This is a genomic window from Aeromonas sp. TS_SC_11, from assembly GCF_057318915.1.
Genome location: NZ_CM170470.1, coordinates 1,249,931 through 1,272,963, shown reverse-complemented (window position 1 = coordinate 1,272,963; position 23,033 = coordinate 1,249,931). Strand labels below are relative to the sequence as shown.

The window sequence follows — 23,033 nt, the reverse complement described above, 5'->3', positions numbered from 1 at the left end:
TTTCGGCTAAACTGGTTCCAGGCACATATATTGCTTGCCTCTTGGCATCACTAGCGAGAATCCGTCATGTTCGACAATAAAACCCTATTGATTACCGGCGGCACTGGCTCGTTTGGCAAGATGCTGGTCAAGACAGTGCTGGAACGCTACAAGCCGAAGCGGCTCATCATCTACTCCCGCGACGAACTGAAGCAGTTCGAGATGCAACAGGTGTTCAACGACCCCTGCATGCGCTATTTCATCGGGGATGTGAGGGATGCCAACCGGCTGAACATGGCGATGCGCGGCGTCGATTACGTCGTGCACGCGGCCGCGCTCAAGCAGGTCCCCGCTGCTGAATACAACCCCATGGAGTGCATCAAGACCAATATTCATGGGGCGGAGAACGTCATTCAGGCCGCCTTGCTCAATCAGGTCAAGAAGGTGATTGCCCTCTCCACCGACAAGGCTGCCAACCCGATCAACCTGTATGGCGCCACCAAGCTGGCTTCCGACAAGCTGTTCGTGGCGGCCAACAACATTGCAGGCCAGGATCCGACCCGCTTCGCGGTGGTGCGCTATGGCAATGTGGTGGGTTCACGCGGCTCAGTGGTGCCCTTCTTCCAAAAACGAATAGACCAGGGTGCCAGTACACTGCCCATCACCCATGCCGAGATGACCCGTTTCTGGATCACCCTGCAGCAAGGAGTGGATTTTGTGATGAACAACTTCCCGAGGATGAAGGGCGGCGAGATCTTCGTGCCCAAGCTGCCCTCGGTACGGATCACCGACCTGGCTACCGCCATGGCACCCCAGCTGGCCCAAGAAATTATCGGTATTCGCCCCGGTGAGAAGTTGCATGAAGTGATGTGCCCTTCCGACGACTCCTACCACACCTTCGAGTTCGACGACTTCTTCATCATCGGCCCCACCATCAATTTCAATAATCGCAACAATGACTTCTCAGTCACAGCGGCAGGCGAGAAGGGGGCCATGGTCGAACAGGGTTTCGAATATAACTCCCGCAACAACAGCGACTTCCTGACGGTGGCCCAGCTAAAAGAGTTGAATGACAAGGTGGTAATGGAATGATCCCGTACGGCAGACAGTCGATCAGCGAGGCGGATATCGAGGCCGTGCTCGAGGTGCTGAGGTCCGATTATCTGACTCAGGGCCCGGTCGTTCCTCGCTTCGAGCAAGCAGTAGCCGATTACTGTGGCGCACGCTTCGGCGTCGCCGTGAACTCGGGCACGGCCGCTCTGCACATCGCTTGTCTGGCTCTGGGTGTCGGCCCGGGAGACTGGGTCTGGACCTCCCCCATCAGCTTTGTAGCCTCGGCGAACTGCGCACTTTATTGTGGCGCTCAGGTCGACTTCGTCGACATAGAGCCGGATACCGGCAACATGTGCGCACTGGAGCTGGAGCGCAAACTGATGGTTGCCAAGGCGGAAGGACGCCTGCCCAAGGTAGTCATTCCGGTGCACTTCGCGGGCTTGCCCTGCGATATGAAAGAGATCCATCGTCTGGGCCGGGAGTACGGTTTTCGCATCATAGAAGATGCCTGCCACGCCCTCGGCGCCGGCTATCACGGCAAACCGACCGGCAATGGCCGCTACAGCGACATCACAGTCTTCAGCTTCCATCCGGTGAAAATCATCACCACCGGCGAAGGCGGCATGGCCATGACCAATGACCCAGCATTGGCCAAAACCATGCGCATGCTGCGCAGCCACGGCATCACCCGTGAACCGGAAGACTTCATCAATGAACCGGACGGCCCTTGGTACTACGAGCAACAGATGCTGGGTTTCAATTACCGGATGACAGATATCCAGGCGGCATTGGGGTTGAGCCAGATGAGCAATCTTGACGCCTGGATCGCCAAGCGCAGTGAGATTGCCCGTCGTTACTTTGAAGCGCTGGCTCCTGAACTCTTGCCCCGTTACTTCAGCCCAGAACGGCGCAGCGCCTTTCATCTCTATGTGCACCATGTTGCCCCTGAGCATCGCCAAGCGCTGTTCCAGCGACTACGCGAGAATGGTGTAGGTGCCAATGTCCACTATATGCCGATCTACAAACAGCCTTGGTACCAAAGCGTTAATGTTCAAGCTCTACCGGCGGCAAATGCCAGCTATTCTGGTGCGATCACTCTCCCTCTTTTCCCCAATTTAACGACTGCAGAGCAACGCCAAGTATTTGCCTTGATATCTCTAGACGCTTAAAGGGAATCTACAAATAGGGTAACCCTGCCTTGCAGCAAAAAGGTTTAGAAACTCGATATAAAGAGAGATTAAATGAAGGAGACAGCAATCTTGCCAGTTGTTATGGCTGGTGGTTCAGGTAGTCGGCTTTGGCCTCTTTCCCGTGAGTTATACCCAAAGCAGTTCATGCCGCTCCTTGGTGATGCCTCCATGCTGCTGGACACCATTGGCAGAGTCAGAGAACTCGCCAGCTACCCCTTCACGGTTGTATGCAATGAAGCACATCGCTTCATTGTTGCAGAACAGCTAAGGGAAGCGGGTATTCAGAGCAATATTCTACTGGAGCCTTCTGCCCGCAATACGGCTCCAGCGATAACCTTGGCAGCCTTGCATGGCATGACGATAGCTGACGACCCCTTGCTGTTGGTACTGGCCGCAGACCATGCCATCAAGGACCAGGATGCATTCCGGCAAGCCATAGAGGTCGCATGTCCCTTTGCTGCCAACGGCAAACTGGTGACATTCGGCATAGTCCCCAGAACACCTGAAACCGGTTATGGCTATGTCAGATCAGGAGAAGCCCTTGGTGATGGCGCTTTCAGCGTGACAGCTTTCATCGAAAAACCAGATCTTGAAACAGCAAAGCAGTACCTACTCTCTGGAGAATACCTCTGGAACAGTGGCCTCTTTATATTCAAGGCCAGCCGTTATCTTGAAGAGCTCAAACTATACCGCCCCGATATATTGGCCGCCTGCGAGGAAGCGTTCATAACCAGACAAACCGACCTCGATTTTATTCGTGTCGGCAAGGAAGCTTTTGAGGCATCGCCTAGTGAATCGGTCGATTATGCTGTCATGGAGAAAACGCAAGATGCCGTTGTCGTGCCCATGGATGTCGGGTGGAGCGATGTGGGTTCTTGGTCCACCCTGTGGGAGATCAACGACAAAGACGAGCAGGGGAATGTGCTACAGGGCGATGTCTTGGCCTTGGACACGACAGACTGCTACATCAAAAGCAGCAACCGACTGGTGACCACCATAGGTCTGGACAAGCTGGTCATCATTGAAACCAAGGACGCCATACTCGTCGCAGCAAAAGACAAGGTCCAAGAGGTCAAGACACTGGTATCCCACCTTAAGAAGGGGAATCGCACAGAAGCCGAGCTGCATCGCGAGGTTTACCGTCCTTGGGGGAAATACGATGCTATCGATATCGGAGAACGCTTCCAGGTAAAACGCATTACGGTAAAGCCAGGTGCCAAGCTGTCTGTACAACTACACCACCACAGAGCCGAACACTGGGTTGTCGTCTCGGGTACAGCCAGGATGACTCTGGATGGTGTGGAGCGTTTCATTACTGAAAACGAATCCGTCTATATCCCCATTGCTGCAGTCCACTCTCTGGAAAACCCTGGCAAGGTAGACTTGGTACTAATCGAAGTACAGTCAGGCTCCTATCTGGGGGAAGATGACATAGTGAGGCTAGAAGCGAGTTACCACAACAAATGCGGGGACGGACCATGCTGAGTACCAAAGCTATAATCCAGGAAAGTGGTTTGGGCTTTGGCACCAGCGGCGTCAGGGGCCTCGTCAGCCAATTGACTACGGAAGCCTGCCAAGCATTCATCTATGCCTTCATCACTGCCATGAGTGGCCGCTATACCTTCAACAAGGTGGCTTTGGGCATGGACAACAGACCCAGTAGCCCGGTCATGGTAAGAGCCTGTGCAGCGGCGCTGAGACAACTTGGGCTTGAGCCCCTCTTCTACGGAGTGCTACCAACCCCAGCGTTGGCATTTCAGGCCATGCACTACGGTATCCCTGCCATCATGGTGACCGGCAGTCATATTCCACATGACAGAAACGGTCTCAAATTTTATTCCCCTCATGGAGAGATCACGAAAGTTGAAGAACAACAGATTCTGGAGACTGACGTTGCATTCTCTAGAGCCATAACACAACCCGAGCTCCTGGCCTCCAAAGAGGCCGTCGAGCGCTATGCCAGTCGTTACCAGCATTTTTTCAACGCAAGTCCATTGGCAGATAAGCGGATTGGCATCTATGAGCACAGCAGTGCCGGACGAGATATTTATCCTGCGATTTTCCAGGCGTTGGGGGCAACGGTTGTACGGCTGGGGCGCAGTGACGACTTCGTCCCCGTCGATACCGAAGCCTTGAGCAAGGAGGATGAACAAAGAGCCCTGTCTTGGACCCGGCAATACGGCCTAGATGCCCTGTTCTCGACCGATGGTGATGGGGACAGACCCATGCTCGCGGATGAGCAGGGTCACTGGCTGAAAGGCGACTTGCTGGGTCTACTCTGCTGTCAATACTTGGGAATCCAGAGTCTGGCCATGCCACTCAACTGCAATAGTGCCGTGGATCAGTCAGGTATTGTCACACAGGTCGTTCGCACCCGGATTGGCTCCCCTTATGTCTTGGAAGCGATGGAACACCTCGCAGGCAAAGTAGCCGGTTTTGAAGCCAATGGGGGCTTTATACTGGGCAGCCCCATTGATCATGAAGATAGGCATCTTGCCGCCCTCCCCACACGTGACGCCCTGCTGCCGGCCTTGGCCGCATTGATCCTGACCAGAGAAAAAGGCCTTGCTGCCGCCTTGATCAGACTCCCAAGCCGCTTTACTCATAGCGACAGGATCAAGGGTAACTCGGCAGCCTTTATGCAAAAGGCCATAAGTGAACCACTTTGGCTTCTGGAAGTACTGGGGTTGGCAGCAGACATGCATGTTGATATAGATCTGACTGATGGAATAAGAATACAGCTTGCGGATCACAACATCATACACTTGCGGGCTTCCGCCAATGCCCCAGAACTTCGTTGTTACGCTGAAGCCGGAAGTCAGCAGGAAGCTAGGAAGCTAGTTGGAAATATTCTATGTCTTGCAAAAGACATTATGAATAGCTGGAACAGCCAGTGATTAGGTTCACTTCGAGTTTTCGTAGCAACTAAGGGTATAACTGATAGCCTCATACAATGCTTTCCCTAGTTGCTGTTGGCGTATCAGGCCTTCAGACAATAGCGCGTCTTCCACAGGCACCTTCCTCTCCTTGACCAATACCTGTTGCATACACCTGGCCAGGTCTTCTGCATTCTGCTGATGGAAGTGACATACCTCTGGTACCATGACCTCCTGATTCACCTCAATATCCGAAAGCAGAACAGGCATACCAAGGGCTACGGCATCATAAGTCGCACCACCACCAGGTCCACCTTCAAATAAGGTGGGCTGTACCAGCGCGATAGAACCCTTTAGTAACCCGATCTGATCAAGTTTTGGAATATGCCCAAGAAAATGAACTCGATCAGAAATACCGAGAGTGTTAAGCAGATTTTTTTGCTCATCGACATAGTCCGGATACCGATAATCCGACAATGTACCAGTGCAAACCAAATGCACGTCCTTGTTCGCCAGCTGTGCGAAAGCATGGAATGCCGTTGGATGATCTTTATGAATCCAAAACTGATTGCAGATGAGAAAATAGTCTTGTGGCAAACCATACTTCTGCTTGAGCTTCAGCGGGTCTATCCCTAGCCAAACTGGCACAGGGTGAGGAGTAAAAGGCAGCACCTTAACACGCTCTGCGTTAATCCATGGATAGAATTTAATAATATCAGATTTAACTGCATTGGAATTTACAACTACGGCTTTACAGTCACGTAAACGAGCAGCAAATGCAGTTTCCCTCACAAAGCACTCATGCTCCGAAAAATAATAGTGTAGATATTTATGCTGAAAATCCGGAATATAAGCTAACCAAGGAACAGGGAAATTAGCGCCAAGATCACTGTTTACGGGGAGAACAATGTCAACATTGTTACGCTCTAACGTTTCAACCAAATCATTATGTCGAGAGGAATATAAAATCTGCTCCGGAATAATTGTAGTATTAGCAAGATAGTCCTGCAACTGTGGATATATATCATCATTTACGAATTCTTCGTCTAAAGCAATCAACACTTGCCATTCGTAGAGAGGAATTACAGCTGTCAAACCATTGAGGATGTGACGAATAAACTCCAACCCTCCTGACCAACAGAAGTGTTGGGGTAATAAAACTACTTTTAACTTCTTCATATAGATTTCCACTTAGAACGCAGATGACTTAGTGATCACCCTTGCAGGATTACCTACAACAGTACAGTCAGGTGGCACATCTTTGGTAACGACAGCTCCCATACCTATGACAGCTCCCTGCCCTATGGAGAGTGGGCGGTGCAGGCTACCATTACGAATGATAGCTCCTGCCCCTACGAAGACATCATCAGAGATATGTACACGGCCATTACAGCTGACTCGGGGTGAAAAAGTAACAAAATCCCCGATAATACAGTCGTGTTCAATATAGGAGTAGATATTACAATGAAAAAAACGGCCAATGACAATATCGGTCGTCGCCATACTATGCGCACCAAAAATAGCACCAAGACCGACTTTTACATTATCATAGCGTAAATGATCATCTGCGATAAGGTTGACTGGTACACCACCAAGACGGGTACATCGCTCAGCAATTCTACGTCTCAATCCAACATCAGCGATCGCAATAGTAAAAAGGAAACCTGGCTTTATATTGCGTTCAAAATATGAATCTGAGATAAGTCTACCATAAGGAAACTCAACACCATTTACTTCGTTAGCCACAAAGCAAAATTCTAAATTCTGCTGAACACAGAATTCTCGTATGAGTGGTAATATACAACGAGAAAAACTGCCAGCACCAAAAACGTAAAGCTTATTGTCTTTATATGTAGGGTTCATCTTCATTTATAAAAACCAGTTATTTTGTCAACTATATAACATAGCATTTCATCTGTCATACCGGGCCAACTTGGTAAATTCATACCTCGCTCTGAAATTCCTTCACTGATTGGGAATGACTTTCCTAGTTGACGATACATGGGCATAAAATGAATTGGTGGAAATAATGGTCTCGTCTCCACTCCTACATTAGTTAAATAATTACGCAGTTTATCCCTCAATATCCTATTTTCTGTCAAGATGGAAAACATCCACCAAGAATGGCAACTACCTGGCTGTTCTTGCTGAAATTCAAGTGGCAATCCTTGAAGGTGAACCCTATAAAAGTCAGCAATTTCTCGCTTTCGACGAATGAAATGCTCGGCCTTTTCCAATTGTGCCAGTCCAATAGCTGCACAGATATTAGTCATACGGTAGTTATAGCCAACGATATCATGCCAGTACTCTTTTCCCTCCATCAGGCCTTGCCCCTTTAGGTGACGAATCTTTCTGTCCAGCTCTGCACTGTTGGTAGTGACCATGCCACCTTCCCCAGTTGTCACTGTTTTATTTCCAAAGAAACTATAGGTGGAAATATCAGATAGATGTCCTATGTGGCAACCACCAACAAGGCTGCCAAAGGCTTCAGCTCCATCTTCTATTAGATAGAGTTTATGTTGTTGCGCAATTTTCTTTAACCTGACCATGTCCGATGGCTGCCCATAAATATGTACAGCCATGATTGCTTTGGTTTTCTCAGTAATTAAGTTTCCAACAAGATCACAGTCTAATTGCCAGCTTAATGGTTCTACATCAACAAAAACAGGTGTAGCACCAACATAGTTAATAGCATTGACAGAGGCAATATAGGTAAAAGTAGGCACTATAACTTCATCACCTGGCCCAACATCCAAAGCCAAAAGGGCTAGATGGAGAGCGACAGTGCCGTTGGATACGGAGGCAGCATGGGCCATGCCAGTAAAGTTGGCAAACTCCCGTTCAAACTTTTGAATAAACTCTCCCTTTGAGGAAATCCAAGAGGAATCGAGACACTCGATTACGTATTTTTTCTCATTACCCGACAAGTCAGGCTGGTAGACCGGGATCATTGAGTGCACACTAAAAGTCCTCAAGCTGCTGTGTCAAAGTATTAAAAACAGGCATGCCGCGTATACTTTCAATCGCCTCAACTCCTGAAGTAAATGTTAATTTACTATCTTCATTACGATGCTCTCTGAACTTGGCCAAAACATATCCGTCCTCACAAGTTAATGAGGTAAAGTTATCAGCCTGCTCCACAAGAATAAAGTACGCATTGTTACCAGCACTATTGGTACCAATAAATTTATATCCTTTCTCGCCTGCCAGATGGCATAATGCTTTTAATGAAGCACCTGCATACAAGCCACTATGGTGTTTATTAAAACGAGAGAAACAGGGTTCATATGGAATTGTAATACTACGGTCTACACCAAAAAGACTATTATACTCCACGATAACAATGACCGGTTTCACTACAGTAATAGCCTTCCAAAGCCAATAGTCGTTACCATCAATATCTATGTGTAACAGACCAATATCTCCATTAAAACCGGCATCTTGGATAAGATTATTAATATTTTCCGCGGTCACAAAACTACACATTACTTTTAAATCATAACGCCAATAGTTTTGGCTTTTTTTTATATAGTCAACATTATTGGCATTAGAATCGATTATCACTCCACTCCAGTTATTGTTCTCAAGTAAAAAGCGTGTATTGGACTCAATATAGTTTTCAACACCAAACTCTATAAATTTTCCTTGGTTAATATTAAGTTTACTTATTAGATACTGAATTATTCCATCATCACCGAATTGCGAGAATACACTGAACTCTGCGTCAGTTAATTTATCAATATGACGAGTTTTCACTGACCAGCTTAATTGCTTCCCCAGCAACAGCTTTGTTGTGTTAGTTTGGTGGAACATGGCCATGCGTAAATGCCGAATTTGCTCTTCCAAAAAGGATGTATCCATTCTAAATACCTCTAACTAAATCCGGCTTTATAAAAGTCAACATAGCGCGATGCACACCATCCGCACCAATTAATCTCTCTTCGGCAAGCATGAAACCAGCATAAAAAAGTATGGCTTTAAGATTATCTATATGATAATCATCAGGAGACTTTTTCCCCCATGGTAAAATATGAATGTCATCCGTAAAGACAAATTCAATGATTATATTAGATGGCTGGTAACGTAAAATAAAACTCAAAAAAACATGAAGAGGTATACCTAGTCCGATACAAATATGATGGATAAGTCCCAATACTAAAATCGTATCAGCACTGAATCTTTGATAGGCATCAGGGAAAGTCAATCCAATACCTGATGCTGGTGTCGGATGAAGAAAGTCCATCAATACTGCCGTAATATTTAAATCCTTTTCAAAGGCAAGAGTATTACAAGCATCAACGTTGAACTCTTCATTATCAAAACAAATCACCTGTCCACCTAACCGAGCTGCAACCTCAGAATAGAACCCTTTATTTGCAGCCATATCCAACACTATCTTTGGCTGTATATCACTTAACCATTCAAAGACAAATTTATGTTTTTCGGATACAGGTAATAATGGATCATTTTGGTCCCCAGACTGCTGGTAACCAGACCACTGCTTCGGCTCTGCTTTCAGAGTGAACTGGTCTAACCAAATTAGAATATCATCGAGTAATTGTGATATTTTTTCTATGTTGTCATCTGATTTCACGGGTTGAGGGAAACCACATTCTTTAATAAGAGTATGATGAGCAAACAACTGGCCAAAACCTTTGAGGTGTTCTCTTCGGTATTCTTGAGAAAATTTTTCACCATAGACTTTATGCAACCACAGCGGTATCAGATAAAATCTCTTAAGTTCCTCATACCAACCCGTACAAAATCGTCCTGAATATTCAACAACCGAACCAAAATCGATATAAACTGGCTTTCCTTTATCAAGCATAATATTCCATGGGTGACAATCCTTTAGTTGCACACCCGCTATGAATAGAGACTTTTGGAGATGAATCAGCATCCTGACTGAATCGGTGATTAATGTATTTGTCATTTCTGCTGGATGCACCATAAACGCTAGTCGCTGATGCTCAAGAAGGAGTTCAGCACTGGATATAGCGATATCATTAGGCAACCATGTTTTAACCAACCCCGATTTAAAAATAGGGTCAATATAGCCACTATTGAGAAGATTGTGATATAGAGATGCAGCTTCTTTTTCCTTGACCAAGCGAAATATCCTACACTGATGACGAAATACTCTACCAATGGGATCGACCATAGAGGTGGCTTCAAACTGTAAATCTTTCTCAATCAGTACGTTCAAAGGTATGACTCCTTAATAATACTTCGTAAAATCATTTATAATATGACAGATACCAATCAATCGTATTTTTAAGCCCTTCCGGCAAAGTCCATTCAGATTGCCAACCAAGCATACTTAGTTTTGTCACATCTAGCCTTTTCACTGGAGTACCTTCAGGCTGAGTAGAATCATATATGAGCAAGCCGGTAAATTCTGTCAACTGAGCTAATAACTCAGCCAGCTCTCTGATTGAGCAATCAAGTCCAGTACCAATATTAATATGCGAACATCTTGGAGAAAGATAAGTCCGGAATTTTTCTTCAGGAATATTAAGCAAATGCAAACAAGCGCTAGCCAAATCATCGACATGCATGAATTCACGACGGGCGTTACCACTCCCCCAGATCTCGATGACCTCCTCACCTTGTTCGATCGCTCGATGGAACTTACCTATCAATGCGGGGATGACATGACTATATTGAGGGTGAAAGTTATCATATGGACCATAGAGGTTGGTCGGCATGGCACAGCGATAATCTCTTCCATATTGCCTGTTGTAACTTTCACACAGCTTGATACCAGCAATTTTGGCTATAGCATAAGGTTCATTAGTCGGCTCCAGTGGGCCGGTAAGAAGTGCCTCTTCTGGTATGGGTTGCGGTGTTAGTTTTGGGTAGATGCAACTGGACCCTAAAAATAACATTTTCTGCACATCAGCAAGATGTGCGCTGTGAATTAAATTGGCTTCAATCATCAGATTTTGGTAGATGAATTCGGCTGGGAAACTTTCATTTGCCGATATTCCTCCGACCTTGGCGGCAGCCACATATACTTCATCTATTTTTTGACCCATCAAGAACTGTTTTACAGCCTGTTGATCTGTCAGATCCAGATCAGCTCGGCTGGCGGTTACCAGTTCCACTGAATCCAGCACCGCAAGTTGCCGACACAAGGCTTGTCCGACCATGCCGAGATGCCCGGCAACAAAGACTCGCTTCTTAGCCATATCTTCAGTACCCCATGGATTCGCCAATCTCAAATCCGTGTTTTTTTAACAAGGCATGGCGCTGTGCCACTTTCATATCTGCAGCCGCCATTTCAGCGCACATTTCTCTTACTGAAATACTGGGTTTCCAACCCAGCATTTCTCGTGCTTTGCTCGCATCTCCCAACAAAGAATCCACTTCTGCAGGACGGAAATATCGGGGGTCAATACGAAGGATCACATCACCAGGACGGACTGCCGGGGCAAGCTCTCCCTTGGCTGATACCACCACGGCAACCTCTTCAACACCCTTGCCTTCGAAGCATAATTGCATACCCATTTCCTCTGCAGCCCAAAGAATGAACTGACGTACTGAATACTGCTCGCCAGTCGCAATCACAAAGTCTTCAGGTTTTTCTTGCTGTAACATGAGCCATTGTAGCTGCACATAATCTTTTGCATGACCCCAATCCCGTAGCGAATCGATATTCCCCATGTAAAGACAACTATCCAAACCTTGGGCAATATTTGCCAAGCCTCTGGTAATTTTACGGGTAACAAAGGTTTCCCCCCTACGGGGAGATTCGTGATTAAACAAAATACCGTTACAGGCATAGATACCATAGGACTCACGATAATTTACCGTGATCCAGTATGCATAGAGTTTAGCCACAGCATAAGGAGAACGTGGATAGAAGGGCGTAGTTTCTCTCTGTGGCATCTCCTGAACCTGACCAAATAGTTCTGACGTTGATGCTTGGTAAAAACGAGTTTTTTTCTCCAATCCCAGCAAACGAATAGACTCCAGAAGGCGTAATGTGCCCATCGCATCCACATTGGCGGTGTATTCTGGGGACTCGAAGCTGACGGCTACATGAGATTGAGCGCCCAAGTTGTATACTTCATCCGGCTGTACTTCCTGGAGAATACGGGTCAAATTGGGCGAGTCCGTCAAGTCACCATAATGTAGTACAAAGTTTTGGTGTTCTATATGAGGATCTTGATAAATATGATCGATGCGTTGAGTGTTGAACGAAGAGGCTCGACGCTTTATCCCATGCACCTGATACCCTTTCTCTAGCAGAAACTCTGCCAAGTAAGAACCATCCTGCCCCGTTATACCAGTGATAAGTGCAATTTTCTTATTCATAAATTTCATGCCACTTTATAATCCGTGCTGCAGGGGCCTTATACTGTAATTTCAAGGCTATTTCATTACTATGTACTCCCTCTACAGTGTTAAATAATACATCTACATCGGAGGGGAAATCAGGTAACGACCAGACTTGTCTTCCATTGAAGGTAATGTCACTTCCCAAAGAAGTAATAAAGAAGTCTGTCGTAACACCGGATTTTTCAAGCAGCATGCATATTATGCTCGCCATAATACCAGTACCGAAAATACCAATACGCTTGCCTTTCAGCACTGTAACATCACACTCCTTCTCCAAATAACTATGGAAAAGCCGCTTCAACAATGTCATATTTTTACTTGCTATGGCCAAAGCCACATCCTGTTGATTTGCCATTTCCAAGTCTAGAAGTTCGTAGATGATCCGAGTTTCACGATTAATTAAGTCATAGTTTTCAATATTGCTGCTCAGCCCACCAAGATAGAAGTTGGCTACTGCTCGGTCAGAAAAAACCCCATGCTTAAAAAGAATTGTCTTTAGCATGATGTAAGAATCAGCAGCAATTTTGAAAGCTCGAGGAAAACCACCATACTCCTGCAACAGGGCTCGTTTCATGAAGAAGCCTTGATGATGAGGATGGCTAAATGCATGCTCACCTTTACGCAACTCATTTCCATGCAAAATCCACTCTGCATTAGTCGATGGATCTTTTATAATCACCCTAGCAGCCAAATAATCGAGACTATTTTCCTTGCCAAACTCGGTCAAAATATCAGAAATAGCCTCTGAGTCACTGAGATGATCATCTGAGCTAAGATAGTAAATAAGATCACCAGTTGCTGCAGCCAATCCTTTGTTAAAAGCATCATAAACTCCATTATCTGTTTCTGAAATTACTTTTGCGATATGTGGAAATATAGATACGAGAGTGAGTGTGTTATCAGAAGATCGACCATCAACAATGATGTGTTCTATTTGAGAAATAGCTATTTGTTCGGCGACACTATGCAAGCACCTTTCTACTGTGGCTGCGCTGTTGTAGGTTGCTGTAATTATTGAAACCTTCATTTACTTTCGCCCCTTATCTAGCTGTTAATTATATTATAATCCAGCAATTACTCACATCTCTCGGTCACTTTCTTTAGAACGCTGATACAATCCATATCATTGCACTCCCAATCAATAAGTGTTTGCCAGACAACCTCAAAACCATGGTGACGGGCAATAAAGATAATATCTTCCTTTGATACTCGACTACGTCCAGCCAGATTCAGATTCCACTGTTCGAACACTCTCATCTTATCTGCCAAGGCTCCCAAGTTGGAGTGATGCATCACTACATGCCCTTGATGTTTCAGCACGCGACTGAACTCATCGAGATAGAAATCCAAGCTTTTGTAAGAGAAATGAACCAAGGCATCCCAAGAATAGATCAGGCTTAGAGAGCCTGTTGGCTGAGGCAATATACCAGCGGAGTTGCACTGGACACTAATGTGCGGATACGTTGCAAAGCGTTGGCGGCAGAAATCTATAGCCTCAGGACTGGCATCCACCAGTTGTAGGTGCTGACAACGAGCTTGCAATATCTCAGCAATACGGCCTTCACCACAGGCAAAATCGAGTACATTGCTATAATCAAAAATCCCTTCAAACTTACCCAAAACAGGTTGGATGAACCTATCATATTGGACTTGAGCTGCATTTTCTGCCAATTTATAATAGCTATCCCATTCATTATCTGCTGGAGTAGCACTCAATCTGGTTTGAATAAGATCCAAGACATCAATGTGCTGTTCAGTTCTGATACCAATAATTCTCATAGGATCAACGCCTTGACCAATGAGATAATTTGTCATTTCCTCTTCAAATAGTTGCGAAGCAATAACCACTTGTTCAGGCTGTTGCCAATTCATCATGTCCGGAGGCATGCAGCTCAGTTGCTGCTGTATTTGCATAGCCTTAAATTTTCTATCGGCCAGCCATGCTACATTGCAATAAGGAACCGCAGCTAACTGGCGAAGAAAGTCTTCACCTATTTCTCCAGCACCATAGATAGCGATGCTTGCACCCTTGGTTACACGATCGAAAGGAAACAGTATAAGACTCATGATACAACCCTATTATAATATTTTATCTTGTAGATCAACGCTGCTGGCACATGCATAGCCAGCTCACAGGACGAAATCCAAATTGACCTTCCGTCATATCTACCCGACCATTCAATGCGCAAAGTCTGGCCCAGCGCTCAGATATCACCCCGAAATCATCTATCCAGTCAGCCCTGATACTGATGCTGAGCTTTTCTAACCATATTTTTATGCGTTCCAGCTCAACCTCACTCAGGTTACGTCTCAAATCGCAGCACCATTGATGCGCCTCTACGTCAATTTCCGTGACACCAAGGGCTTGCATATATTTGATCATAAGTTGCTGATAAAGGCTCATTTGACGAGTACGTTTGATATTTGAAACCTGAGCGTCATGGACCCTGTAATGAACCAGCACCTCCGGGAGATTGGCGAATTGGATTCCGCTGCGAAGCGCCATTCTGGACCAAAGCTCGGTATCCTCGACATCCTCATAGTTCTTGTCATATGCGAATTGCCTAAACAACGCGGTTCTACCCATGATGGTGCTATGGCTGAAACCAGAGGAGCGAAACAACAGCATGAATTTGATAAATGCATCTTCTCGGCGGTGATGCCAGATCTCACTGCGAGCACCGAAAAGCTGAACCCAGCTCCCGACAATATCGATCTCTGGGTGAGCGTTGAGAAAAGCCAGCTGATGGGAAAAACGATGGGGCTCACAAATATCGTCACCGTCCATACGAGCCAAGAGTTCGCCCTGAGCTAACGTAATGCCTTCATTAAGAGAATCGACAATCCCGCGGTTTTCCCGTGAGATCATCTTGATACGTCTGTCATGACGTGCCATCCGCCGGACTATTTCTGGCGTTCTATCACAACAGCCGTCGTCGATTACCAGTACTTCAAAATCCGTGAACGTTTGAGCCAGGACACTTGCAAGGGCCTCTTCGATATACTCGCCGCAGTTATAGACAGGCATTAATACAGACAAAAGTGGTTTGGTCATGGCATACGAACCCAAAGGGTGGCCGCTTGCTTGGCAAAGTGCTTCATAGCGTTACTCACAGCATCATCCATATCAAAGTAACGATATTCAGCAAGACGGCCCAAGGCTATCAGCTGCGGGAACTGGGCCACTTCATTGCGGCAAACCTGATAGTTCTGTTTGGCTGCGTCGGTAAACAGCGGGTAGTAAGGCTCCAGCCCCTGCCCTAGCCCATAGGCACAGGGGTACTCATAAACGATGCTGGTGCCGGGATGTTGCTGCCCGGTCAGATGCTTGAATTCGGTGATGCGAGTATAGGCCTCTTCATTCGGGTAATTGACCGTGGTCACCGGCTGAAATTGGGCTTGCGGCAGATGACAGTGCTCAAAGCGCAGCGAGCGATACGGCAGACCATAGTGATCCTCTGGTATCAGCTGATCCAGCATGCCGGTATAGACCAAGGGTCCGGCAAAAGGCACGCCATCCAGCAGTATCCGTTTCTGTTGCCAATCCAGGCAAACATGGGATCCCATGGGGGTGGATAGCCTGACCTCAATCAAGGGGTTCGCCAGCATGCGCTCGAACATGGCGGTGTAACCCTGCTCGGGCACCGCCTGCCAGGGATCGATGAAGTAACGGTCATCACGATTGACGACGACCGGCACTCGCGCAGTGACCTCGGGCGAGACCTGCTCTGGTGATACACCCCACTGCTTGCTGGTGTAGTTGACGAAGGCACGCTCATAGATGAACTGGGCCAGCTCAGCCAGCAGAGGCTCAGCTTCCTGCCGCAGTGCCATGATGGGCACTCTGGCCCCCTCACCGAACCTGGCCTGAAGAGCCTCAATCATGGCCGCTGCCTTCTCGGCCGGGAAGCAACGCTCTATGCTGGTCAGGTTGAACGGGATGGGCACCAACTGGCCATCGATCCGTGACAGCACACGATGCTCGTAAGGCCGCCAGGCGGTAAACTGCGACAGGTAATCCCACACTTCCTGCTTGTCGGTATGAAACAGGTGCGGTCCATAGCGATGGATCAGCACCCCATGCTCGTCATATTCGTCGAAGCAGTTGCCACCTATATGGTCGCGCTGTTCCAGCAACAGCACCTTCCAGCCAAGCTGGCTGGCCATTCGCTCCGCCATAACGGCGCCGGACAGCCCGGCTCCGATGACAATCGCCTGATAACTCACGCTGCATCTCCAAACAGTTGTTGCACGACGCTGGCCGGATTGGTGCGCCCCTCCCACGCCAGCTGATGCCGCTCGTCGAAAAACCAGCCCGGTGCCAGCGTGGTCACCTCACTCACCGACTGCTCAAGCAGGTTGAGAAAACGGGCGTAGTCTCCCTGCCGCAAGAAATAGAGCGCGGCAGAGTAGTAGTGATGGGCACGCCCCTGGGCAATGGTCACAGGATCAGCCCCAAAGTCACCGGCATTGTCACAAGCCCGCAGCAGGTCGCGCAGCGACTGCTCACGACGCTCGGCCGATTTGCGGGTCTGCCCACCAAAGCTCTGGGTGTGGAAGCGATAGCGCCCCAGCAGCTCGGGGATAAAGTCGAGGGTTCCCGGGTTGAGAGAGAGATTCAGAATATGCCAGGGGTAATCGAGGATGATCTTACACCCCTCGTCGATGGCATTTTCCATCCCTTCATAGCGCCGAAACATGATGGAGCTGGCATTGACGAATACCCCGAAGCGGATCAGCGCCTCCCGTGTCATGACAGGTTCGAGATAGCGAGCATTGTAATAATCGCGGGTGAAGAGTTTGATCCGTGCCCCTGTCTCATCATCAAACATCTCGGCTTCGTGGTAGCAGAGGGTGCAACCCGGGTGTGCATCCAGATACTCGGCCTGGCGCCGCAGCTTGTCCGGCAGGGCCAGATCATCCCCATCCACATAGGCGAGATAGTCACCCCTTGCCTCTGCAAGCAGCCGCTTCTGGGTCTTGGCCAGCCCCATGTTCTGTTCGTTCTGCAGAATGCGCAGTGTCGACCACTGCCGCGCCAGCCGCTGCAAGATAGCCCAGGAGTCATCACTCGAGCCGTCATCGATGGCGATCACCTCAAACTCGAAATCCGTTTGCTGCTCGAGCAGGCTGAGCAGGCAGGGTTCGATGAAGCGCGCCAGATTGTAGACAGGCACCAATACGCTGACTTTCATAGGGAAATCCAAGAGAAGATGAGTAGAAAAGAAGCGGATGGGAGAAAATGGGCAAGGCTACCGCACGGTCCCTGTCAACCCTTCCCCCCTCTCTGTCAGGTTTTACTGCAAGAGATATGCCTGACCAAGCTAATCCATTGAAGCTGCGGGATTTATGTGAGCCACACCCGATTATTCATGCTGGGCGAGGCCACGGCTGCAAACGTGCAGCATGTCGATGCCATCCCAGTGCCACTCGAATGCCAACGCCTGTCCCGGCGCCACCACCCGATCGATGCGGCAGGCGGGCGCATTCGGCAAGGCATCCTCAAGCTGCGCCTTGTGTGCACCGACCCAGACACAGGTCTGCATATCCCACGGCTGCAACAGCAGCTCATTCAGGCTATCGGCCACAAACTCGGCGACTGTACCTCCTCCGACGTGTGCGAGCCGCAGGGAGGCGGCCGGAGTCAATAAGGTGACACCCGGGAATGCGCTCAGCTGCATCTCACCGTCCAGGGCGGCATTTTGTTGACTGTGGATGAGCCGCTCCATCACCAGAGCGGGATCGTCGGCAAAGGGAGCAAACAGGGCCTGTAGAAGTCGGCGGCGCAACTCGTCGTCGGGCTCGCCCAGCCAGCAGAGGGTGGTGGGGGAGGCGCAGGCCTGCTGATTGAAACGGGTACAGTCCTGCTGCAGGGCCCCCAGGGTCTGTTGCCAGCCCACAGCATCCAGCCCGGCCAGCCAGTGGCTGTCTAGCACTGCCATGGAGCGGCGATCCGGAAATACCACTTCCTGTGCACTTGGGGAGAGAGGAATGGCCCGCACCTGGCGGATGGTCTCGTCGCCGCCCCAGATGATGCGCAGCCGGCAGCGGGCCGACAACCAGCTGGTGATGCCTTCGTCGTGGCCATAGCGAATGAAGCGGGTGCGCATGGCGATCCCCTGCCACTCAACCTGGCTGAAGAGGTCGTTCAGTATGGCCAGCATGGCCTCCTGCACCGGATCGCGGCGTGACGACAGCCGCACCACGCAGGGATTGCCCATCAGCAGGGCCATCAACCAGGAGTAGAAGGCCACAGTTGGCACGTTGGAGGGCACCAGGTGAAACGTGACCCCCATCGGTCCCCGTCCCTGCAGCCGCTGCCGCTCTCTGGCCAGCTGGCGCGGCCGCAGCCAGAAGCCGAACGCTGCCAGATCAGGATGACGCCGCCCCTCCTGTTGCAGCCGTGCCGACAGGACCGCCACGAAGTCGCAGATGACGGGAGCAAAACAGGGTAGCGGCTGCGGGCAGAAGGTCTGCCAGCTGGCAGCCGGTGCCACGAAGCTGACGTCGGGCCCCGTCAACCAAAGCCCCTCTGCCGCCTGCGGCGGCGTCACTGGAAGGTGTCGCTGCATCCCCTCACCTCGGCGCCTTGCTGGCGCCCTGATACCTGAAAATAACGGCCATGGCGGCCACAGGGGCAGTCATCCTCCCCCAGCAGCACGCCGAGATCCTCGGTCAGCAGGCTGTGGCCAGGATAACTGCCGGGAATGGCGGAGAGCACCTGCAACAAACCGGGCTGACCGACCCCGAGTGGCTGATGGGTGAGCGGATCGCGCACCTGCAGATCGGCAAACACGGGGGCATGCAGATGCCCCTGCTCGCACTCGACGAAGATGGATCCCACCTGCTCCACCATGCCATAGAAGTTGTGTACCCGACCCAGCCCCAGCTGCTCGCGGCAGCGCGCCTTGAAGGCGGGATTGTCCACCGCCAGATGCTGCAGCTTCTTCCAGCCGCCGCTGTGAAACAAAATGCCCTGCTCAAACGGCATGTGCAGTCCGCGCTCGCGCAGGGGCTCCAGCAGGCATTGCCAGACCATGAAGGTAAAGCCGAACAGCAACACAGGCTGACCGGCGTATTTGTCGCAAAACGCCTCTATCACCGGCCAGTTGGGCCGCATCTGCTCGTCGAGGGCATAGGTGTGGTCCCGGCCGAGGAAGGAGAGCCCCAAGGCGCCTGCCCCGCGCGCCGAAAAGCCGTTGCGGTTCTGGATGAGGGCGGGCTGCTCCACCAGCAACATGGGCAGACGCTGCTTGCCGACAAACTCCTGCAGTATCTTCACCAGCACCTTGCTCTGCAAAGCTGCGGTCTCCCGATCCAGCACTATCCGTGACGGCGCCCCCGTGGTGCCCGACGAGGTGAGCACCTTGAACACCTCGGCCTCGGGCACGCTCTGCCACTGAGCCAGCTTGAACAGCCGGGCCGCCAGATAGGGCAGAGCGCCATAATCGGCAGCCTCTGCCGTCCAGCCGAAGGCATGCAGCACATTGGCATAAGGGGTGCAGTGCTCGACATGGTGACGGGTCAGGGCATTGAGCCGCGCCAGCAACAGCGCCTGTTTGGCGGCCTGGGGCAGGTCGAAGATGGGGGCGGCCAGCAAGCTTTCCATCACGCCTCCTCCGCTAGTCTGGTCAGGGCGGCATAGTCAATCTTGTGGTTGGCGGTGCGCGGCAGCTGTGCCACCTGTATCACCCGCACCGCCCGTGGCGGTGCCTGCAACCACTGCGCCAGCTCACGCTGCAAGCCGTCAGCCGTCAGTTCGTCATGGGGTTCGACGACCACCAGCAGGCTGTCATCACGCCCGCCACAAGCCCCCGACCAGCCCCAGTGATGGAGCTGGCTCTCGACCTCTGCCAAGCTGATCCGCTTGCCGAACAGCTTGAGAAAACGACTGAGACGGCCGCAGATGTAGTAGCGGCCAGCCTCGTCACTGCGAGCCAGATCGCCGGTGGCCAGCTCCTGCAGCAGGGCGCCCTGCACCAGATCCTCGACGGTAGTGGCATAGCCCAGCATGACGTTGTCACCGCGATAGACCAGCTCACCCTCCCCGGGCTTGCCCCCCTCCAGTTCGCGCAGGGAGAAGTGGCCGCCGGGAATGGCGCGGCCGATGGCATCCGGATGGGTGGCCACCTCGTGCGCCGCCAGCCAGGCCATGCGGGCCGTCGCCTCTGTCTGGCCATACATGACGAAGAAACGGCGCCCCAGCCGCAGAGCCTGCTCGGCAAACTGCTGCGCCAGCGCGGGTTCGAGTCGCCCCCCCGCCTGGGTCAGGGTCTGCAGGGAGGGATAACGGGCCCAGTCAAAGCGCAGCCGGGCCAGCATCTGATAGGTAAAGGGCACCCCGGCAAAACTGCTCACACCGTGCTGCTCGACCTGCTGCCAGAAGTCGCGCTCCAGCACGCTCCCCTCGCTCTGCACCAGGGAGGCGCCCACCAGCAGATGGCTGTTGAGCACCGAGAGGCCATAGGAATAGAACAGCGGCAGACTGGTGATGGCTCGTTCAGTCATCGTCAGCGCTAGGTAGTCAGCGATGGAGGACGCGTTGGCCGCCAGATTGCGACCCGAGAGGCGCACCCACTTGGCACTGCCTGTGCTGCCCGAGGTAGGCAGCAACACCGCCAGCTCGGGGTGCAGCAGTGGGCTGGTATCCCTGAGACGGATCAACTCCCCTTCTTCATTTACCCGGCAGGTCACTGCGAACTGCTGGCAGCTGGCATCGTGCTGGCTCGAAGGGAGAGCGGGATCCGCCAGCATCACCGCATGTCCCAGCCTGAGCGCGGCCAGATAATGCAGCAGATGGGAAGTGCGGGTGAAGAAGGGCAGATAGACGAGGCTGCGCTCACTCGGGTAAGTCGCCGCCACTTGTGTCACCCGCTGTGCCAGCTCGCCGTAGGAGAGCCAGCCATCCAGCGGATCCAGCCAGGCCGGCGCCGGGTTATCCTCATGCAGATGAGCGAGTAGAGGATGGAGTTGCTTCATCAGACCAACATGCCTCCATCCACGCCTATGACCTGACCGGTCACGTAACTCGACAGGTCGGAGGCGAGGAACAGCGCTACCTTGGCCACCTCGTCCGGCGTGCCGATCCGCCCCATGGCGATGCTGGCGAGACGCTCGGCGAACTTCTGGTCAGGGATGGCACGCGCCATCTCGGTATCGATGAAGCCGGGGGCTATGGCGTTGACCCGGATCTGGCTGGTGGCCAGCTCCTTGGCCAGCGACTGGGTGATGCCGATCACCGCCGCCTTGCTGCCGGCATAGCTGCTCAGCCCGGCGGCGCCCACCCGTCCCATCAGGGAAGCGAGATTGATGATGCTGCCGCCACCGCTGCGCTGCATCAGGCGGGCGGCGTACTGGCTGCAATAGACAACGCTGAAAGCATTGTGGCTGAAGGTCTGCTCCAGCTGCGCCTGATTGACCATGCCGAGCAGCCCCTCTTCCAGTATCCCGGCATTGTTGACCAGTACATCCAGCTGACGTGTCCGGGCAAACAGCTGCTGAAAGGCCTGCTTGACCGCCTGCGGCTCGGCCACATCGAAACAGAGCGGCTGGCAGGTGACACCGAACTCGGCGCCGAGGGCAGCCGCCAGCTGACTCATGGCCGCTTCATCGCGGCCCCCCAGCCAGAGCTCTGCCCCCTGTGCGGCAAACTGGCGAGCGATGGCGAGGCCAATCCCGCGCCCGGCGCCCGTGATCAGTACCCGCTTGCCCTGCAACAGCCCCTGCATCAGAGGGCGACCCCGTATTTGGCGAGGATCTCCCGCGCCTTGGCGACCGAGCTCATGTCGATGATGTCATCGGTATCGAGCAGGACGCCGTAGCAATCCTCCAGCTGGGCTATCAGGCCCATGTGGGCGACGGAGTCCCACTGGGGAATGCTGTTGTAAGCCAGCCCGTCGCTGACGGTGCCGACGTCTATGCCGAGGGCATCGGCAAAAACCTGTTCCAACGCTGTAGTCATCTGAAAAATCTCCGTAGCCGTTCACGGGCGGCATAATAATCGGCGGGTTGCAGTTCAAGGGCGAGAAAGTCGCCCTCCTCCCCATGTTGGCGATAACCCAGCTGCTCGTTCAGGCGCAGGGCGGCGCCATTGCCCGCGCGCACCAGGGTGCGGATGCAGCCGAGCTCGAAGGCATCGAAACCCTGATCGAGCTGGGACAGGGCGGCGGCAACGGCCAGCATGGGATGGCGCACGCTGGAGGTGCCCAGATAGAGGCCCGCATCGGCCACCGGCTGACCTTGCAATGGCTGGCGCGCTTCCCCCTTCAGATTGACGTAGCCTGCCCGCTGACCCCGACACCAGAGCACCCAGTGCTGCTGATCCGGCCGCTCACGGCTGCTGGCAAACCACTGCCGCTGCTGGCGGGGAGAGATGAGCGCCTGTTCGACCATCTGCAGCCGTACCTCATCCTGATTGCGCCAGCGCCTCAGTGTGGGCAAGTCCCACGGCTGAACCGGGCGCAGCTCGACACCATAACTCATGCTCAATACCACCCACTTCCCATCACTTGCCCATGTTATCGACCATAGCAGGGCGATTCCGTAGCAAAGCTCAATAATATAAGATGAAAACTCGGTATAATCTCAAAAA

Annotated in this window: 22 protein-coding genes; 4 read left to right on the top strand and 18 right to left on the bottom strand. The window is 51.4% G+C overall.

The window, feature by feature from the left end; translation table 11 throughout:
- Positions 1-66 precede the first annotated feature (66 nt).
- From pseB to AC1P02_RS05990, 4 genes are all read left to right on the top strand, one after another.
- Entirely contained in the window at positions 67-1,071 is a 1,005-nt protein-coding gene (gene pseB / locus AC1P02_RS06005; RefSeq protein ID WP_485184539.1) for a UDP-N-acetylglucosamine 4,6-dehydratase (inverting), read from the top strand.
- Positions 1,068-2,201 (top strand): UDP-4-amino-4,6-dideoxy-N-acetyl-beta-L-altrosamine transaminase, encoded by a 1,134-nt coding sequence (pseC, locus tag AC1P02_RS06000; RefSeq protein WP_485184537.1) that lies wholly within the window; start codon positions 1,068-1,070, stop codon positions 2,199-2,201. Before pseB ends, pseC begins: the two co-directional genes overlap by 4 nt.
- Before the next feature lie 72 nt (positions 2,202-2,273).
- On the top strand, positions 2,274-3,707 hold the full coding sequence (locus tag AC1P02_RS05995; protein WP_485184535.1) for a mannose-1-phosphate guanylyltransferase/mannose-6-phosphate isomerase: 1,434 nt from the start codon (positions 2,274-2,276) through the stop codon (positions 3,705-3,707).
- Positions 3,701-5,119, top strand: a complete 1,419-nt coding sequence (locus AC1P02_RS05990; protein WP_485184533.1) for a phosphohexomutase domain-containing protein — start codon at positions 3,701-3,703, stop codon at positions 5,117-5,119. Before AC1P02_RS05995 ends, AC1P02_RS05990 begins: the two co-directional genes overlap by 7 nt.
- Before the next feature lie 6 nt (positions 5,120-5,125).
- Here AC1P02_RS05990 and AC1P02_RS05985 read toward each other — a convergent pair whose 3' ends face one another.
- From AC1P02_RS05985 to AC1P02_RS05900, 18 genes are all read right to left on the bottom strand, one after another.
- Positions 5,126-6,277, bottom strand: a complete 1,152-nt coding sequence (locus tag AC1P02_RS05985) for a glycosyltransferase family 4 protein (RefSeq protein WP_485184531.1) — start codon at positions 6,275-6,277, stop codon at positions 5,126-5,128.
- Positions 6,278-6,289: 12 nt separating this feature from the next.
- Positions 6,290-6,967: an acetyltransferase gene (locus AC1P02_RS05980; protein WP_485184529.1), complete on the bottom strand. Its 678-nt coding sequence runs from the start codon at positions 6,965-6,967 to the stop codon at positions 6,290-6,292.
- Positions 6,964-8,049 carry a DegT/DnrJ/EryC1/StrS family aminotransferase gene (locus AC1P02_RS05975; protein WP_485184527.1) on the bottom strand — a complete coding sequence of 362 codons (1,086 nt, stop codon included), beginning with the start codon at positions 8,047-8,049 and terminating at the stop codon, positions 6,964-6,966. Before AC1P02_RS05975 ends, AC1P02_RS05980 begins: the two co-directional genes overlap by 4 nt.
- A 10-nt stretch (positions 8,050-8,059) precedes the next feature.
- Complete coding sequence (locus tag AC1P02_RS05970) at positions 8,060-8,959, bottom strand: hypothetical protein (protein WP_485184525.1); 900 nt, start codon at positions 8,957-8,959, stop codon at positions 8,060-8,062.
- Between the two features lies 1 nt (position 8,960).
- Entirely contained in the window at positions 8,961-10,304 is a 1,344-nt protein-coding gene (locus tag AC1P02_RS05965) for a class I SAM-dependent methyltransferase (RefSeq protein ID WP_485184523.1), read from the bottom strand.
- A gap of 31 nt (positions 10,305-10,335) precedes the next feature.
- A complete protein-coding gene (locus AC1P02_RS05960) occupies positions 10,336-11,289 on the bottom strand; it encodes a GDP-L-fucose synthase family protein (protein ID WP_485184521.1) in 954 nt (317 codons plus the stop codon).
- 4 nt (positions 11,290-11,293) lie between these two features.
- The gene (gene gmd, locus AC1P02_RS05955; RefSeq protein WP_485185428.1) at positions 11,294-12,418 is read right to left on the bottom strand and encodes a GDP-mannose 4,6-dehydratase; all 1,125 of its coding nucleotides are present in this window, start codon (positions 12,416-12,418) and stop codon (positions 11,294-11,296) included.
- A complete protein-coding gene (locus AC1P02_RS05950) occupies positions 12,411-13,469 on the bottom strand; it encodes a glycosyltransferase family 2 protein (protein WP_485184519.1) in 1,059 nt (352 codons plus the stop codon). Before AC1P02_RS05950 ends, gmd begins: the two co-directional genes overlap by 8 nt.
- 47 nt (positions 13,470-13,516) lie before the next feature.
- Positions 13,517-14,509, bottom strand: a complete 993-nt coding sequence (locus AC1P02_RS05945; protein WP_485184517.1) for a class I SAM-dependent methyltransferase — start codon at positions 14,507-14,509, stop codon at positions 13,517-13,519.
- 34 nt (positions 14,510-14,543) lie between these two features.
- Positions 14,544-15,497 (bottom strand): glycosyltransferase family 2 protein, encoded by a 954-nt coding sequence (locus AC1P02_RS05940; RefSeq protein WP_485184515.1) that lies wholly within the window; start codon positions 15,495-15,497, stop codon positions 14,544-14,546.
- Positions 15,494-16,669: a UDP-galactopyranose mutase gene (gene glf, locus AC1P02_RS05935; protein WP_485184513.1), complete on the bottom strand. Its 1,176-nt coding sequence runs from the start codon at positions 16,667-16,669 to the stop codon at positions 15,494-15,496. Before glf ends, AC1P02_RS05940 begins: the two co-directional genes overlap by 4 nt.
- Complete coding sequence (locus AC1P02_RS05930; protein ID WP_238157637.1) at positions 16,666-17,637, bottom strand: glycosyltransferase family 2 protein; 972 nt, start codon at positions 17,635-17,637, stop codon at positions 16,666-16,668. The genes glf and AC1P02_RS05930 overlap by 4 nt, the downstream gene beginning before the upstream one ends.
- Before the next feature lie 171 nt (positions 17,638-17,808).
- Positions 17,809-19,014, bottom strand: coding sequence for an acyl-CoA reductase (locus tag AC1P02_RS05925; RefSeq protein ID WP_485184511.1), 1,206 nt, complete (start codon positions 19,012-19,014; stop codon positions 17,809-17,811).
- Complete coding sequence (locus tag AC1P02_RS05920) at positions 18,993-20,051, bottom strand: LuxE/PaaK family acyltransferase (RefSeq protein ID WP_485184509.1); 1,059 nt, start codon at positions 20,049-20,051, stop codon at positions 18,993-18,995. Before AC1P02_RS05920 ends, AC1P02_RS05925 begins: the two co-directional genes overlap by 22 nt.
- Positions 20,051-21,421, bottom strand: coding sequence for an AMP-binding protein (locus AC1P02_RS05915; protein WP_485184507.1), 1,371 nt, complete (start codon positions 21,419-21,421; stop codon positions 20,051-20,053). The genes AC1P02_RS05920 and AC1P02_RS05915 overlap by 1 nt, the downstream gene beginning before the upstream one ends.
- On the bottom strand, positions 21,421-22,170 hold the full coding sequence (locus AC1P02_RS05910) for an SDR family NAD(P)-dependent oxidoreductase (protein WP_485184505.1): 750 nt from the start codon (positions 22,168-22,170) through the stop codon (positions 21,421-21,423). Before AC1P02_RS05910 ends, AC1P02_RS05915 begins: the two co-directional genes overlap by 1 nt.
- Entirely contained in the window at positions 22,170-22,403 is a 234-nt protein-coding gene (locus AC1P02_RS05905; protein WP_005318271.1) for an acyl carrier protein, read from the bottom strand. The genes AC1P02_RS05910 and AC1P02_RS05905 overlap by 1 nt, the downstream gene beginning before the upstream one ends.
- Complete coding sequence (locus tag AC1P02_RS05900) at positions 22,400-22,936, bottom strand: GNAT family N-acetyltransferase (protein WP_448764169.1); 537 nt, start codon at positions 22,934-22,936, stop codon at positions 22,400-22,402. Before AC1P02_RS05900 ends, AC1P02_RS05905 begins: the two co-directional genes overlap by 4 nt.
- Positions 22,937-23,033 lie beyond the last annotated feature (97 nt).

What these genes read in the sequence shown, in the direction of transcription:
- AC1P02_RS05940 (WP_485184515.1), bottom strand. Translation starts at nt 15,497, where the DNA reads ATGACCAAACCACTTTTGTCTGTATTAATGCCTGTCTATAACTGCGGC.
- AC1P02_RS05945 (WP_485184517.1), bottom strand. Translation starts at nt 14,509, where the DNA reads ATGAGTCTTATACTGTTTCCTTTCGATCGTGTAACCAAGGGTGCAAGC.
- AC1P02_RS05930 (WP_238157637.1), bottom strand. Translation starts at nt 17,637, where the DNA reads ATGAAAGTCAGCGTATTGGTGCCTGTCTACAATCTGGCGCGCTTCATC.
- AC1P02_RS05920 (WP_485184509.1), bottom strand. Translation starts at nt 20,051, where the DNA reads ATGGAAAGCTTGCTGGCCGCCCCCATCTTCGACCTGCCCCAGGCCGCC.
- AC1P02_RS05925 (WP_485184511.1), bottom strand. Translation starts at nt 19,014, where the DNA reads ATGCAGCGACACCTTCCAGTGACGCCGCCGCAGGCGGCAGAGGGGCTT.
- AC1P02_RS05960 (WP_485184521.1), bottom strand. Translation starts at nt 11,289, where the DNA reads ATGGCTAAGAAGCGAGTCTTTGTTGCCGGGCATCTCGGCATGGTCGGA.
- AC1P02_RS05985 (WP_485184531.1), bottom strand. Translation starts at nt 6,277, where the DNA reads ATGAAGAAGTTAAAAGTAGTTTTATTACCCCAACACTTCTGTTGGTCA.
- AC1P02_RS05910 (WP_485184505.1), bottom strand. Translation starts at nt 22,170, where the DNA reads ATGCAGGGGCTGTTGCAGGGCAAGCGGGTACTGATCACGGGCGCCGGG.
- AC1P02_RS05980 (WP_485184529.1), bottom strand. Translation starts at nt 6,967, where the DNA reads ATGAAGATGAACCCTACATATAAAGACAATAAGCTTTACGTTTTTGGT.
- AC1P02_RS05975 (WP_485184527.1), bottom strand. Translation starts at nt 8,049, where the DNA reads ATGATCCCGGTCTACCAGCCTGACTTGTCGGGTAATGAGAAAAAATAC.
- gmd (WP_485185428.1), bottom strand. Translation starts at nt 12,418, where the DNA reads ATGAATAAGAAAATTGCACTTATCACTGGTATAACGGGGCAGGATGGT.
- AC1P02_RS05990 (WP_485184533.1), top strand. Translation starts at nt 3,701, where the DNA reads ATGCTGAGTACCAAAGCTATAATCCAGGAAAGTGGTTTGGGCTTTGGC.
- AC1P02_RS05905 (WP_005318271.1), bottom strand. Translation starts at nt 22,403, where the DNA reads ATGACTACAGCGTTGGAACAGGTTTTTGCCGATGCCCTCGGCATAGAC.
- pseC (WP_485184537.1), top strand. Translation starts at nt 1,068, where the DNA reads ATGATCCCGTACGGCAGACAGTCGATCAGCGAGGCGGATATCGAGGCC.
- AC1P02_RS05915 (WP_485184507.1), bottom strand. Translation starts at nt 21,421, where the DNA reads ATGAAGCAACTCCATCCTCTACTCGCTCATCTGCATGAGGATAACCCG.
- pseB (WP_485184539.1), top strand. Translation starts at nt 67, where the DNA reads ATGTTCGACAATAAAACCCTATTGATTACCGGCGGCACTGGCTCGTTT.
- AC1P02_RS05950 (WP_485184519.1), bottom strand. Translation starts at nt 13,469, where the DNA reads ATGAAGGTTTCAATAATTACAGCAACCTACAACAGCGCAGCCACAGTA.
- AC1P02_RS05970 (WP_485184525.1), bottom strand. Translation starts at nt 8,959, where the DNA reads ATGGATACATCCTTTTTGGAAGAGCAAATTCGGCATTTACGCATGGCC.
- AC1P02_RS05995 (WP_485184535.1), top strand. Translation starts at nt 2,274, where the DNA reads ATGAAGGAGACAGCAATCTTGCCAGTTGTTATGGCTGGTGGTTCAGGT.